At 70.0% G+C, this 13,781-nt stretch carries 10 protein-coding genes; 3 read left to right on the top strand and 7 right to left on the bottom strand.

Annotation, left to right across the window (positions count from 1 at the left end):
- Nucleotides 1-2: 2 nt before the first annotated feature.
- The 5 genes from AC07A6_RS11020 to AC07A6_RS11000 form a co-directional block, all read right to left on the bottom strand.
- A complete protein-coding gene (locus tag AC07A6_RS11020) occupies nt 3-2,321 on the bottom strand; it encodes a molybdopterin oxidoreductase family protein (protein WP_386271431.1) in 2,319 nt (772 codons plus the stop codon).
- Nucleotides 2,318-3,412, bottom strand: coding sequence for an MFS transporter (locus AC07A6_RS11015; RefSeq protein WP_362459334.1), 1,095 nt, complete (start codon nt 3,410-3,412; stop codon nt 2,318-2,320). Before AC07A6_RS11015 ends, AC07A6_RS11020 begins: the two co-directional genes overlap by 4 nt.
- A gap of 67 nt (nt 3,413-3,479) precedes the next feature.
- Entirely contained in the window at nt 3,480-4,328 is an 849-nt protein-coding gene (gene pflA / locus AC07A6_RS11010; RefSeq protein ID WP_478776910.1) for a pyruvate formate-lyase-activating protein, read from the bottom strand.
- A gap of 126 nt (nt 4,329-4,454) precedes the next feature.
- Entirely contained in the window at nt 4,455-6,725 is a 2,271-nt protein-coding gene (gene pflB, locus AC07A6_RS11005; protein ID WP_478776909.1) for a formate C-acetyltransferase, read from the bottom strand.
- An 897-nt stretch (nt 6,726-7,622) separates the two neighbouring features.
- On the bottom strand, nt 7,623-9,029 hold the full coding sequence (locus tag AC07A6_RS11000; RefSeq protein WP_478776908.1) for an MFS transporter: 1,407 nt from the start codon (nt 9,027-9,029) through the stop codon (nt 7,623-7,625).
- A 232-nt stretch (nt 9,030-9,261) separates the two neighbouring features.
- Here AC07A6_RS11000 and AC07A6_RS10995 point away from each other — a divergent pair, with 232 nt between their 5' ends.
- Nucleotides 9,262-10,434, top strand: a complete 1,173-nt coding sequence (locus AC07A6_RS10995) for a low temperature requirement protein A (protein ID WP_362459347.1) — start codon at nt 9,262-9,264, stop codon at nt 10,432-10,434.
- Nucleotides 10,435-10,510: 76 nt separating this feature from the next.
- Nucleotides 10,511-11,767 (top strand): cytochrome P450, encoded by a 1,257-nt coding sequence (locus tag AC07A6_RS10990; RefSeq protein WP_362459350.1) that lies wholly within the window; start codon nt 10,511-10,513, stop codon nt 11,765-11,767.
- 123 nt (nt 11,768-11,890) lie between these two features.
- Here AC07A6_RS10990 and AC07A6_RS10985 read toward each other — a convergent pair whose 3' ends face one another.
- Together AC07A6_RS10985 and AC07A6_RS10980 are read right to left on the bottom strand one after the other, a co-directional pair.
- Nucleotides 11,891-12,385, bottom strand: coding sequence for a DUF5949 family protein (locus AC07A6_RS10985; RefSeq protein WP_362471333.1), 495 nt, complete (start codon nt 12,383-12,385; stop codon nt 11,891-11,893).
- A 56-nt stretch (nt 12,386-12,441) separates the two neighbouring features.
- Entirely contained in the window at nt 12,442-13,074 is a 633-nt protein-coding gene (locus tag AC07A6_RS10980; RefSeq protein WP_478776907.1) for a DUF4352 domain-containing protein, read from the bottom strand.
- Nucleotides 13,075-13,244: 170 nt separating this feature from the next.
- Between AC07A6_RS10980 and AC07A6_RS10975 the strand changes: the two genes are divergently transcribed.
- Complete coding sequence (locus AC07A6_RS10975) at nt 13,245-13,685, top strand: DUF6299 family protein (RefSeq protein ID WP_478776906.1); 441 nt, start codon at nt 13,245-13,247, stop codon at nt 13,683-13,685.
- The last annotated feature ends 96 nt before the right edge of the window (nt 13,686-13,781 follow it).

The following is a 13,781-nucleotide window of genomic DNA, read 5'->3' as shown; positions in this document are numbered from 1 at the left end:
TGTCAGTTCCTCTCCGCCGTGCCACGGCCCTGCGAGGACGTGGGGGGCAGGGGGTCGGTGCGGGAGACCTGGGTCTCCGGATAGGCCTGGCGGCCGGGGGCCGTGGGCGGTGCGGGCACCTCGTCGACGCGCTCGGCCGCCTCGATGCGGGCGGCGCACACCTTGTACTCGGGGATCTTCGAGCGGGGGTCGAGGGCGTCGATGGTCAGGGCGTTCGCGGCCGTCGGGACGGGCCAGTGGTAGGGGATGAAGACGGTGTCGGGGCGGATGGCCTCGGTGACGAGGGCCGGGAAGACCTCGCTGCCGCGTCGGGTGACCACCCGGACGGGGTCGCCGTCGCGGAATCCGTGGGAGGGGTGCACCTCCACCCAGGGGCGCGGGGTCTGTTCGACGAGGGCGCCCAGCCGGCGGGTCTGGTTGCCGGACAGGAAGTGCGCGACGGTGCGGCCGGTGGTGAGGGAGAGCGGGAACTCCTCGGTGTAGGCGTCCATGGGCGGGTGCCATTCGACGACCTGCATGTGGATCTTGCCGTCGGGGTGGTAGGTCCTGCCGCCTTCGAACAGCCGGGGCGTGCCGGGGTGGTCGGTGGACGGGCAGGGCCAGGAGATGCCTCCGGTCGCTTCGAGCCGCTCGTAGGTGATGCCGTAGTAGTCGTTGACGGTGCCGGCGGAGGCGATGCGGAGTTCCTCGAACACCTCGCGGGAGCCGGGGAAGTCGAACTTGTCGCCGGCGCCGAGGCGTCTGGCCAGTTCGCACATCACCCAGGTGTCGGTGCGCACCCCGGCGGGCGGCTCTTGTGCTTTGTTGTGTTTGACGACCCGGGCTTCGGTGTTGGCCATGACACCCTCGTCCTCGGCCCAGACGGTGACCGGGAAGACGACGTGCGCGTTGGCGGCGGTCTCGGAGAGGAAGAAGTCGAACTGGGCGTGGAAGTCGAGGGTGTCGTAGCCCTGCTTGACCGCCCCGTAGTTGGGGAGTGAGACGAACGGGTTGTTGCAGATGCCGATCAGGCCGCGGATCTCCTGCCGCTGCATCTGCCAGACCATTTCCATCATGGAGGTGCCGGCCGGCGGGAGGTCGGCCTCGTCGATGCCCCAGATCCGGCAGATCTGGCGGCGGTGCTCCTCGTTCATGATGGAACGGCCGCCGGGCAGGAGGTCGGCCTTCTGGCCGTGTTCGCGGCCGCCCTGTCCGTTGCCCTGGCCTGTGATGGTGCCGTAGCCGGCGCCCGGTTTGCCGAGGTTGCCGGTGGCCACGCACATGTTGATGACGGACAGGCAGTTCTCGACGCCCTGTGAGTGGTGTTCGATGCCGCGGGCGTGGAAGGCCATCGCCTTGTCCGCGCCGGCGAACATGCGGGCGACCTGGACGATCTGGGAGGCGGGGATGCCGCAGATCTCGGCGGACCGGGCGGGCGGGTATTCCCGGACGGTCTTCTTGACCTCGTCCCAGCCGGTGGTGTGGGCGGCGAGGTACGCCTCGTCGGTGAGTCCTTCGTCGACGATGACGTGGAGCACGGCGTTGAAGAAGGCCGAGTCGGTGCCGGGTTTGATGGGGACGTGGACGTCGGCGGTGCGGGCGATGGCCGTCTCGCGCGGGTCGACGACGATGAGTGTCGCGCCCCGGTCGCGGGCGCCCCAGACGTACTGGGTCATCACGGGGAAGCACTCCCCCACGTTCGACCCGGCGATCAGCAGGCAGTCGGTGAGGAGGATGTCGGAGAAGGGATTGGCGGCGCGGTCGATGCCGAAGGCGAGCTTGTTGGCGCCGGCGGCGCTGACCATGCAGAGGCGGCCGTTGTAGTCGACGTGCCTGGTCTTCAGGGCGACCCGGCCGAACTTGCCGACGAGGTAGGTCTTCTCGGAGTAGAGGCTGGCGCCGCCGAGCAGCCCGAAGGCGTCGTTGCCGTGGGCGGCCTGGATGCGCCGGACCTCGGAGACGGTGAAGTCGAGGGCCTCGTCCCAGGAGACCTCTTTGAACTCCTCGTCGCGGGATCGGCGCATCAGGGGCGAGGTCAGCCGGTCGGGGTGGTTGACCTGCTGGTAGGCGTTGATGCCTTTGGGGCACAGCCGCATGCGGTTGATGTCGTGGTTGCGGGGTTCGACGCCGAAGACTTTGCCGGCGTTGTCGACCCGCAGGTACATGCCGCACTGCACGCCGCAGAAGCAGCAGTGGGTGGGGACGAGGGTCTCGCCGTTCTGGTCGGCGTGCCACCGGTCGGCGGGGATGCCGCCGGCGTCGCGGAAGTTGCGGGTGCCGGGCGGTGCGATGGCCGGGTCGAGGGGCAGCCGTGCCGGCTTGGCGGGGTCCGTCGCGGTCACTTGAAGCCCTTCTTGACGTGGGTCAGGTAGGCGTTGCCGCGCAGGACCCGCTTGCAGCGGGGGCAGTATTCGGCGAAGGCGTTGAAGTCGAGCCGGAGGTCCTGCATCGTGCCGCGCAGGTTCTCCACGTACGGGGTGGTGTCGATGGGTTCGCCGCAGCGCCTGCAGGCGAAGATCTCCTCGTCCTGGCGGGCGGTGTACTTGAAGAGCTGCATGCCGACGGCCGCCGGCCGCTGGACGATGTGGAAGAACTTCCCGAAGGGGATGTAGATGAGGGTGAAGACCACCGAGACCATGTGGAGGATCGCCAGGAACTCGTAGCCTCCGCCGTGCAGGAAGATCGACGAGAAGGTGAGCAGCAGCCCGGTCACCGAGATCACGATCAGGCAGATCAGCGGGAGCAGGTCGTAGGCGAAGCGCTGGCCGGTGATGGCGCCGCGGTCCTTCATGCGGCGCCACAGGAAGTACGAGGCTCCGGGGATGACGAGGACGGCGGCGATGTCCAGGCCGTGGAACATCAGCCAGCCCAGGAGGTCGAGCGAGTTGAAGCCGAGGACTTTGAAGCCCCAGATCCGCATCTCGTAGCCGGGTCCGGAGCCGCTGCCGGAGGTGAACGTGAACCAGCCCCAGGTGAGGGGGAAGGTGATCGCGGCGGCGAGCAGGCAGCCCCAGAAGATCAGCTGGTGGGCGGCCCAGCGGGCGCGTGAGCGGGCGCCGAGGAACTTCTGGAAGCCGAGGTAGGTGGCGATCATCTTCGGCAGGGCGGTGGGTGCCTTCTTGAAGTTGGCGGCCGAGAAGAAGCTGCCGAAGCCCTTCTTGAAGAGGCGGCGCGCGCCGGGTGCGGACACCCAGACCGTGTACCGGTAGGCCACTCCGAAGGCGAGGAAGACCGTGGCGACGGCGTACGGGAGCAGGGCGGAGTCGAAGTCCCGCAGGAGGCGGCTGCCCAGCACGATCGCGGCGATGAGGAGGAGGGAGACGGCGGCGCCGGCCGCGGTGGCGCGTGCGGTGACGGACCGTCCGGCCGGTGGCGGGGGCTCGGGCGGCCCGGGGGGCGGGCCCGCGGCGAGTACTTCTGTGGGCTCGGACACAGCACCACGCTAGGTGGTCCATGCCGATTCAGCCCGTTATGCGGAGCTTGGAATTACTCCGAACGGGTCATACGGCTTTCAGTCCGTGCGCCTCGAAGACCGCCTTGGCCTCCTGCACGTCCGCGGGGGTGGGCGACGGGGTGCCGTGCAGGGTGTAGGGCATGTCCAGGGCTTCCCACTTGCTCTCGCCGAGGTTGTGGAAGGGCAGTACGTCGACCCGTGAGACGTTCCCGAGGCCGGCGGCGAAGGCGGCGACCCCTTCGACGTTCTCGTGCGCGTCGGTGAGTCCGGGAACGAGCACGAACCGCAGGTGCACCTCCTTGCCGAGGCCGGCGAGGCGGCGCGCGAAGTCCAGGGTGGGCTCCAGCGGCCGGCCGGTGACCTTCTTGTAGGTGTCCCGGTCCCAGGACTTGATGTCGAGCAGTACGAGGTCCACGTCGCGCAGCAGCGCGTCGCTGGCCCGGGATCCGAGGAAGCCCGAGGTGTCGAGGGCGGTGTGCAGGCCCAGGTCGTTCTTCATGCGGTGCAGGAGTTCGCCGGCGAAGACGGGCTGGAGCAGGGGTTCGCCGCCGGAGATGGTGGCGCCGCCGCCGGAGGCGGAGATGAACCGGGTGTACTTGCGCGCTTCGGCGATGACGGCGTCGGCCGAGGTGCGTCGGCCGTTGCGCATCCGCATGGTGTCGGGGTTGTGGCAGTACAGGCAGGTCAGCGGGCAGCCGGCGAGGAAGGTCACGAACCGGGTCCCGGGGCCGTCGACTCCGGTGGACAGATCCCAGGAGTGCACCGAGCCCTCGCTCGGCCTCTGCGTCGCGGCGGCGGCCAGGGTCTGCGCGGGGGTGGCCGAGGGGCGGGGGGTGCCGGCGAAGGCGGCGTTCTCGGGGCCGACGGGGAGGCTCGTACCGAAGTAGACGGTCATGGCAGGTGCTCCAGTCGTGTTCGGCGTGTACCGGTGCGTCCGGTGGGGGCGGTGCGTCCGGTGGAGGCGCGCGGCTCGGGGCCGGGGTGAGGGCCCGGCCCCGGGCCGCGCGGTCTGCGGACGGCGCTACAGCGCGCCGTGGAAGGTGCGGTTCAGCACGTCGAGCTGCTGCGCCCGGGTGAGCCGCACGAAGTTCACCGCGTAGCCGCTGACGCGGATGGTCAGCTGCGGGTACTTCTCCGGGTGCTCCATGGCGTCCATGAGGGTGTCGCGGTTCAGGACGTTGACGTTCATGTGGAAGCCGTCGACTGCCATGTAGCCGTCGAGGACGCCGGCGAGGTTGCTGATCCGCTCCTGCGGGGTGCGGCCGAGACCGTCGGGCGTGACGGTGTTGGTCAGCGAGATGCCGTCCTCGGCGTCCTCGTAGGGGAGCTTGGCGACCGACAGGGCCGAGGTGACGTAGCCGTGGGTGTCGCGGCCGTTCATCGGGTTGGCGCCGGGGGAGAACGGTTCCCCGGCCCGGCGTCCGTCCGGGGTGTTGCCGGTCTTCTTGCCGTAGACCACGTTCGAGGTGATCGTCAGCACGGACTGGGTGTGCTCGGCACCCCGGTACGTCTCGTGCTTGCGGATCTTCCTCATGAACTCCTCGACGAGCCAGACGGCGATCTCGTCGACGCGGTCGTCGTTGTTGCCGTACGCCGGGAACTCGCCCTCGATGGCGTAGTCGGTGGCGAGGCCGCTCTCGTCGCGCAGCGCGGTGACCTTGGCGTGCTTGATGGCGGACAGCGAGTCGGCTGCGACGGACAGGCCGGCGATGCCGCAGGCCATGGTGCGGCGCACGTCGCGGTCGTGCAGGGCCATTTCGAGGCGCTCGTAGGCGTAGCGGTCGTGCATGTAGTGGATGACGTTGAGGGCGTGGACGTAGGTCTCTGCGAGCCATTCCATCTGCTCGTCGAACTTGGCCATGACCTCGTCGTAGTCGAGGACGTCGGAGGCCGGCAGGCCGGTCCGCGGCCCGACCTGGACGCCGGACTTCTCGTCCCGGCCGCCGTTGATCGCGTAGAGGAGGGTCTTGGCGACGTTGACGCGGGCGCCGAAGAACTGCATCTGCTTGCCCACCGGCATGGCCGACACGCAGCAGGCGATGGCGGTGTCGTCGCCGAAGCGCGGGCGCATCAGCTCGTCGGATTCGTACTGCACCGAGGAGGTGTCGATGGAGACGCGGGCGCAGAACTCCTTGAAGCCCTGCGGCAGGCGCGGCGACCAGAAGACCGTCATGTTGGGCTCGGGAGCCGGGCCGAGGTTGTAGAGGGTCTGGAGGTAGCGGAAGGAGGTCCTGGTGACGAGCGGCCGGCCGTCTTCTCCCATGCCTCCGATGGACTCGGTGACCCAGGTCGGGTCTCCGGAGAACAGCTCGTCGTACTCGGGGGTCCGCAGGAAGCGGACGATGCGCAGCTTGATGATGAAGTCGTCGACGAGTTCCTGTGCCTGCTCCTCGGTGAGGATGCCGGCCTCGATGTCACGCTGAAGATATATGTCGACAAAGGTGGAGGTGCGGCCCAGGGACATGGCCGCGCCGTTCTGCTCCTTCACGGCGCCGAGGTACGCGAAGTACAGCCACTGGATGGCTTCGCGGCCGGTGGCGGCGGGTCCGGAGATGTCGTAGCCGTAGGAGGCGGCCATCGCCTTGAGCTCGGACAGCGCGCGCATCTGCTCGGCGAGTTCCTCGCGCAGGCGGATCGTCTCCTCCAGCGAGCGGCCGTCGGCGGGGAGGGAGTTGAGCTCCTCCTTCTCGTCCTTCTTGAAGGCGATCAGGCGGTCGACTCCGTAGAGGGCCACGCGGCGGTAGTCGCCGATGATGCGGCCGCGGCCGTACGCGTCGGGCAGGCCGGTCACGATGCCGGCCTTGCGGGCGGCGCGGATTTCGGGGGTGTAGGCGTCGAAGACGCCGGCGTTGTGGGTCTTGCGGTATTCGGTGAAGACCTTCTCCAGCTCCTCGGAGACCGGGTAGCCGTAGGTCTCCAGGGCGCCGGCGACCATTCGCCAGCCGCCGTAGGGCATGATCGCGCGCTTGAGCGGGGCGTCGGTCTGGAGGCCGACGATCAGGTCCTTGTCCCGGTCGATGTAGCCCGGGGCGTGTGCGGTGATCGACGACGGGATGTCGTGGGCGACGTCGTAAATGCCCTTCTCGCGCTCCTCCGGGAACTTGTCGGTGATCGCCTTCCACACCGCGGTGGTGCGCTCGGTGGGGCCGGCGAGGAAGGAGTCGCCGCCTTCGTACGGCGTGTAGTTCTGCTGGATGAAGTCGCGGACGTCGATGGCGTCGCGCCACAGGCCGCCCTTGAACCCTTCCCAGGCCTGGCCGTTCTTCGTGGTCTCCACAGGGGTGGCAGTCATCGCCGGCACCTTCTCCGAGTCGCCTCATTGCTTGTGTCCATTCCACGCCTTTTGATCGATCATTTGGCGCCGCGATGGTCCTGATCTCCGGCCCGAAAGTCCCCCGACTCTCGGGAGCCGACCGCCGGCACCGTCTTTGAGCTGGAGGTTTTCACGGGACTAAAGTCCGTAGTGCGCTTGTGAATGCATTCACAAGAATTTGGAATGGAGGCCGGAAAGTCGGAAAAGCTGTCTTTCGGCGGCGCCTGTGGATAGTGCGACGCACGTCGTGAACGGGCCCGGCAGCATGAAGGAAGTCGGCGCGAGAGAGAAGAGGCGGAGATGAAGAACCAGGGGTTGTCCTGCGCGATGCCGGTGCAGGACGGGCCGGACGGCCCGAAGAGTCCGATGACGGCACCCCGGCCGGGCCAGGTCCGCCTGCCGAGGAAGAGGAGGAGGAAGAGGTACGCGGCCCAGCGCGCCGGCGGCCGTGAAGGGCTTTCGGGGGCGGCGGGCCCGGCCTCCCCGGCGGGTGACCGGGGTTCCCCTCGGACCCCGGCCTGGGCGGAGGCCGCGAGGCAGTTTGGCGGGGCTGCCAGGACCACACCCGGTATCGGGCGGTGCGGATGCCGGCTGTCGCCGTCGTCCGGCCCGGAGGCGGGGCCCCTGACGGTGGAGACGGGGGACTCGGTGATACGGCAGCCGGCTGGGGTGGAGGGGCGGTAACAGCGCCCACGGGGCCCACGTTGTGGCTGACCGGGGCGAAGCCCGGCGCCCCGGGCGGAGCCCAACGCCCGGGGTGAAGCCTGATGCCCCGGGCGACGCCCGACGCCCGACGCCCGGGGTGAGGGTCCGGGGCGCCGGGGATTCGGGTCGCCCGCCTGGTGGGTGGGCGCGGGGGCTGGGGTTGGGGCGGGGTCAGCTGGGGGCTTCTGCGTTCTTGCGGGCGTAGAACCACCAGGTCACGACCACGCAGCTGGCGTAGAAGGCGACGAAGCCCCACATCGCGCTGGTCACCGCGAAGTTGGCGAACATCGCCGGGATGAAGAAGAAGCCGTAGGCGGCGATGCCGGCGGTGAAGCCCGTCACCGCGCCGGATTCGATCTCCGCCTGCCTCAGGGCGGCCGCGTACTGCGGCGTGCCCTCCGTCAGGCCCTTCAGGTGCTGGGCCCGGAAGATGACCGGGATCTGCCGGAAGGTCGAGCCGTTGCCGATGCCCGAGAAGAAGAAGGCGGCCAGGAAGCAGAGGAAGAAGCCTTGGAACGAACCGTGGTCAGAGCCCGCGGGCAGGAAGTTGATCACGCCGATGATCGATACGCCCATGCCCGCGAAGGAGAGGATCGTCACCCGGGCGCCGCCCAGCTTGTCGGCGATCCAGCCGCCCGCCCAGCGGGCCAGCGCGCCCAGGGCCGGGCCCATCCAGGCGTAGGCGGCGACCGAGTACGCGGGGAAGGTGGTCTTGATGAGCAGCGGCAGGGCTGCCGCGAAGCCGATGAAGGAGCCGAAGGTGCCGACGTAGAGCCAGGTCATCAGCCAGTTGTGCTTGCGCCGGAAGATGATCTTCTGCTGGCTGAAGGGGGTGGAGGCGACCTTGAGGTCGTTCTGCCCGAACCAGGCGACCGCCGCGAGGACGACCAGGACCGGGATCCAGACGAAGGCGGCGTTCTGGAGGTAGATCTCCGAGCCGTTCGCCTTCTTCTGGCCCGCTCCGACGGCCAGGACGGAGGCGGTGATCAGGATGGGGGTGAGCAGCTGGACCACGGAGACGCCGAGGTTGCCGAGGCCGCCGTTGATGCCGGTGGCGTTGCCCTTCTCCTGCTTCGGGTAGAAGAAGCCGATGTTGGCGAGGGAGGAGGAGAAGTTCGCACCGCCGATTCCGCAGAGGGCGGCGATGGCGACCATGGTGGTGTAGGAGGTGTCCGGGTCCTGCACGGCGAAGCCGAGCCAGAGCAGCGGGATGACCAGGACCACCGTGGAGAGGGCCGTGAAGCGGCGCTGGCCGACCATCGGGCCGAGGAAGGTGTAGAAGATGCGGGCGGTGCCGCCGGTGAGGCCGGGGACGGCCGTCAGCCAGAACAGCTGCGACTGGGAGTAGCCGAAGCCGACGTCCTTGAGGTTGGTCGCCGTGATGCTCCACACCTGCCAGACCACGAACGCCACGAGCAGGGCGGGGACCGCGATCCACAGGTTCCTGGTGGCGACCTTCTTCCCGGTGGACTGCCAGAAGGCGGGATCCTCGGGGGTCCACTGCGTGATGGTGCGGCCCGGGCGGTACTGCGCCGGGTCGGCGGCGACCTGTGGCGCTTGCTGCGTGGCGGAACTCATGGCGTGGTCCTGAACATCGAGACGGGTCCTGACTTATCCAGGCTCCGCCGCGGGGGGCGGGGCGCGGCAGGGGCGAATGTCGTGCGGGTGGGGGGACCTTGTCCCGCCGGGCGTGGTCCCTTCGGCTCGGGGTCGGGCGGGGCGGGCCGGTACGAGTCCGCCCGGGGTACCCGTGGGGCGTCGGCCGCGCGCCTCGCCGGTCGGGGGGCCGGGCCCTGGTGTGCTGGGCGGTATGACGTACGTACCGATGACAGCCCGCAGCCGCGACGAGGGGCACCGGACGGCGACCTCGCTGGAGCTGTTCTTCGACCTGTGCTTCGTCGTCGCGATCGCCCAGGCGGGGGCGCGGCTGGTGCACGCGCTGGCGGAGGGCCATCCGGGGAGCGGGGTGGTCGGCTATTTCTTCGTGTTCTTCGGCGTGTGGTGGGCGTGGATGAACTTCACGTGGTTCGCCTCTGCCTACGACTGCGACGACGTGCCGTACCGGGTCGCGACGCTGGTGCAGATCGCCGGTGTGCTGGTCTACGCGGCGGGGGTGAGCCGGGCCTTCGACGACAACGACTGGGTGGTGGCCGTCATCGGCTACCTGATCATGCGGGTGGCGCTGACGGCGCAGTGGTTGCGTGCGGCGGCCGGGGAGGTCGGCGAGGCACGGGCGGCGGCGTTGAAGTACGCGGCCGGGCTGGTGATCTGTCAGGCGGGCTGGGTGGGGCTGCTGTTCGCTCCGGAAGCTTCGAAGCGCTGGCTGTTCCTGGTGCTGGTGGTGGCCGAGCTGATGGTGCCGGTGCTGGCCGAGCGGGGGCATCAGACGCCCTGGCACGCCCATCACATCGTGGAGCGGTACGGCCTGTTCACCATCATCGTGCTGGGCGAGACCATCGCGGCGAGCACGGTGGCGGTGAAGTCGGCTCTGGACGAGCACGAGGCGTTGGACGTGCTGCTGCCCATCGCTGCGGGCGGGCTGTTGATCGTCTTCGCCGCGTGGTGGATCTACTTCGCGGTGCCGATGCACGAGCGGCTGAACTCCAACCGGGAGGCGATCCCGTGGGGCTACGGCCATCTGCTGATCTTCGCTTCGGGTGCGGCGATCGGCGCGGGCATCGAGGTGGCGGTGGAGCACGCGGTGGGGAAGGCGCACATCTCGCAGGTCGCCGCGAACGCGGCCGTGACCGTCCCGTCGGCGCTGTTCCTGCTGATGGTGTGGTTGCTGCACTCGCGCCACTTCAAGCGGGGTGCGGCCCAGCAGCTGGTGCTGCCGGTGTCCGCGCTGGCCCTGCTCGCCTGTACGTGGGCCGGTTCGTACGCGGTCCTGTACGCGGGGCTGGTGGCGACGGCCGCGGTGGTGGTCGGCATGACCCTGTCGGTGCGCGGCGGGCAGTTCGAGCGTGCCGGTGCCGAAGTCTGAGGCTCCGGCCGTCACCCCCGCGCCCCCGAAGGCGTTCAGCAGCTCAGCGGAACGGCTACAGGAAGAGACAGCCCCCATGACACTCCCCCCGCAACGGCACGGCTCCGGTACCGATCCCGGAGGGGAACTGGCCGAGCCGGGTTTCTGGCAGCGGCCCCCCGATCAGCGGCTCGCGGCGTTCGCCCGGCTGCGGGCGCTGGACTCCCCGGTGTTCGTCCCCGAGGGGAGCGGTCACTGGGCGCTCGTGCGCCACGCCGACGTGCAGGAGGCGAGCCGGCTGCCGAAGGTGTTCGCGAGCGCGCCCGGGGTGACGACGCCGGAGCCGGCCCGGTGGGTGCGGGCGCTGTTCGGGGACTCGATGGTCAACCTGGACGGCCCGGACCACGCGCAGCTGCGGAAGATCGTGCAGCGGGCGTTCACGCCGCGGCTGCTGGCGGCGGCCGAGGAGGACATCCACGCGGTGGCGGCCCGGATCGTGGACGACGTCCTGGCCGAGCGGCCGCAGGAGTTCGTCTCGGCGGTGTCCTCGCGGCTTCCGCTGGAGGTCATCTGCAACATGATGGGCATCCCGGAGCACTACCGTGCGGAGATCGCGGACCGGGTCAACCACGCGTCCGAGAACATCGGCGTGGAGCGCGGGCTGGCGGCCCGGCTGCGGATGCCCGGGCGGGGGCTGCGGGCCCTGGCGCGGATGCAGCGGATGGTCGCGGGCATCGGGCGGGAGCGGCGCAAGAACCCCACCGACGACCTGATCTCGGCGCTGGTGTGCGCGAACGTGGACGGCCAGGCGCTGGGGGCCCGCCAGTTGGGCGCGTTCTTCAGCCTGTTGATGGTGGCGGGGGTGGAGACGACCCGCAACGCCATCAGTCACGGGCTGAGCCTGCTGACGGACTTCCCGGAGCAGCGGGACCTGCTGCTGTCGGACTTCGAGAAGTACGCGGACGGTGCGGTGGACGAGATGATCCGGCACTCGACGCCGATCATCCAGTTCCGCCGGACGGTCACCGCCGAGCACACGCTGGGCGGGCATGCGTTCCGGCCGGGGGACAAGGTGGTGCTGTACTACGCGTCGGCCAACCGTGACGAGGCCGTGTTCCCCGATCCGGACGCGTTCGACATCACCCGCTCCCCCAACCCGCATCTGGGTTTCGGCGGCGGCGGGCCGCACTTCTGCCTGGGCGCGCATCTGGCCCGGGTGGAGATGAAGGCGCTCTTCCGGGAGCTGCTCACGCGGCCGGTGGGGCTGCGGGCGGTGGGTCTGCCCGATCTGGCGGGCTCGAACTTCGACAACCGGGTCCGCTCGCTGCGGTTCGCCTTCGAGCACCCGGCGTGAGGGGCCGGCCGCCGGGCAGGCTGGGAGCCCGGCGGCCGGAGCACGGCGGCCGCCGCAGGCGCGGCGGCGGCTGCCGTGGGCAGGGGCCGGCGTGGGCGGGGGCCGGCGTGGGGGGGTGTCCGGCTAGCGCTGCAGGCTCTGCACGGTGACGAGGCAGTGGGCGCACTCTGTCAGGACCTCTTCGTCGCCGGCGAAGGCCTTCAGGAGCTCGGCGCTCACCGGCTTGCCGGGGACGGCCTCGGGCCAGGCGCGGGTGGCGAACAGGAAGTACACCTGGCCGCCGTCGTTGGCGGCCTCCACCCACTCGTCCGGGGCAGTGCAGGTGGCGTTCAGTCCGGGCAGGGTGAGGGCGATCTGGTTGTCCGCGAGGATGACCTTCACGTCGAACTTCTGCGGGTTCGCGGTGCCGTCCGCGACCTCGACGCCGATAGGCAGGCCCATCCCCTCCAGCAGCGCGCGGGCGGCCGCCTCGCCCGCTTCCCGGCCTCCCGGTCCGTCGCCGAGCGTGTAGGCGAGGAGGTAGGGGAGCTTGTGGCCCTCGGCGGGGTCGCCGATCCAGGCGAGCACGGAAAGGGTGCCGAGCTGACTGCGGTCGATTTCGGCTTGCGTAGAAGTCATGCGCGCACCTTAGTGCTCCGGCGCCGGGCCCTTTCACGGCCTTTCACCCGCGCGGGCTAGACCGACCAGAATCCCCCTCCGGAATTCGCCTGCATGTTCGCGTCCTGGTACTGGAGCCGCACGATCTTCTGGCTTTCCGGAATTTCGAACACGACCCATCCTTCGGCCCGCTCGCCGACCGCGAGGGAATCGAAGACGAGTGGTTTGCCGGTCGTCAGTTCGCCGGTGCGCACCACCGGGTGGCGCTTGCCCGCGCCGTCGTACGCCCACATGCGCCCGAGTGCCCCGTACGAGGCTCCTCCGACGTTGACGAACGACATCGAGGCGGCCACCCAGCGCTTGCCGGCGGGCGGCTGGTAGTTCGGTTCGACGCTGACCGCCGGGTCCACGAACGCGCTCAGCACCACCTGGAGGTGGCGGCCCACTTCGTGTCCTTGCACCCGTACGGAGTCACCCACATGGGCGTCCTTCGCCGCGCCGGGTACCGCGCCCGCCCGGTCCTGGGCGGCGGGGTCCTCGTCGGCGCCGGGCGCTCCGTCGTCGACGGGGACGGCCGGGGCCGCGGCGGGGGCGAGCGCGGCGCCCTCGGGGGCGCTCTGGCAGGCGGTGGCGGTGAGCAGCAGGAAGGGCATCAGGGCGGCGGCGGCGAGGACGGAGAACGAGGTGGGGACGGAGGCGGGCTGACGCATGCGGGAACCCCTTCGGGGATCTTCGGGGCGGTGAGTATTTCCGGCCAGTCTCACGCGCCCGAGCGGGGAATTGCACACACCGACACGAGCGCGCGGAACGAGTAGCCCGCCAATTGCCAGCACAATGCGTTCCGGTGGATTCCCGCCACCCGCACCCACCTGGAGGAAGAATGCGCACGTCCGCCCGCCGAATGACCCTGGGGGCCTTCTCCGCCCTGGCCGCGACGGCCCTGTTCGCGGCTCCCGCCCACGCCACCGTTTTCAATCAGGGAATTTCCGTACAGTCGGAAGCTCACATCACCGGGGACGGTTCCATCACCCTTTCCGGCACCTACCACTGCGAGGCCGCGTCACCCTCGGGGGCGGTTCAGATCAAGGCCACCGTCATCCAGGACAACACGCGGCTGAGCATCGGCGCGGGCGAGGTCGTCTGCGACGGCGCCGAGCACGAGTGGGTGGCCGGCAGCCCGCTCACCGGCGGCATCCACCCGGGTGCCGCGAGGGCCGTCGTGGAGCTCCAGGAGATCCACTTCTCGGGCGGTCTGCTGCCCCGCGGCATCGACACGGTCGCGCAGGACGACGAGGTCATCCAGGTCGTCGAGCGCGCGTAGAGGGGGCGGGGGGGGGGGGGGGGGGGGGGGGGGGGGGGGCGGGGGGTGGGGGGGGGGGGGGGGGGGGGCGCGACACGAACCCATCCCCACGGCAAC

The sequence above is a fragment of the Streptomyces sp. NPDC044002 genome (assembly GCF_056434525.1).
This window is presented reverse-complemented; position numbering and strand designations above follow the sequence as displayed.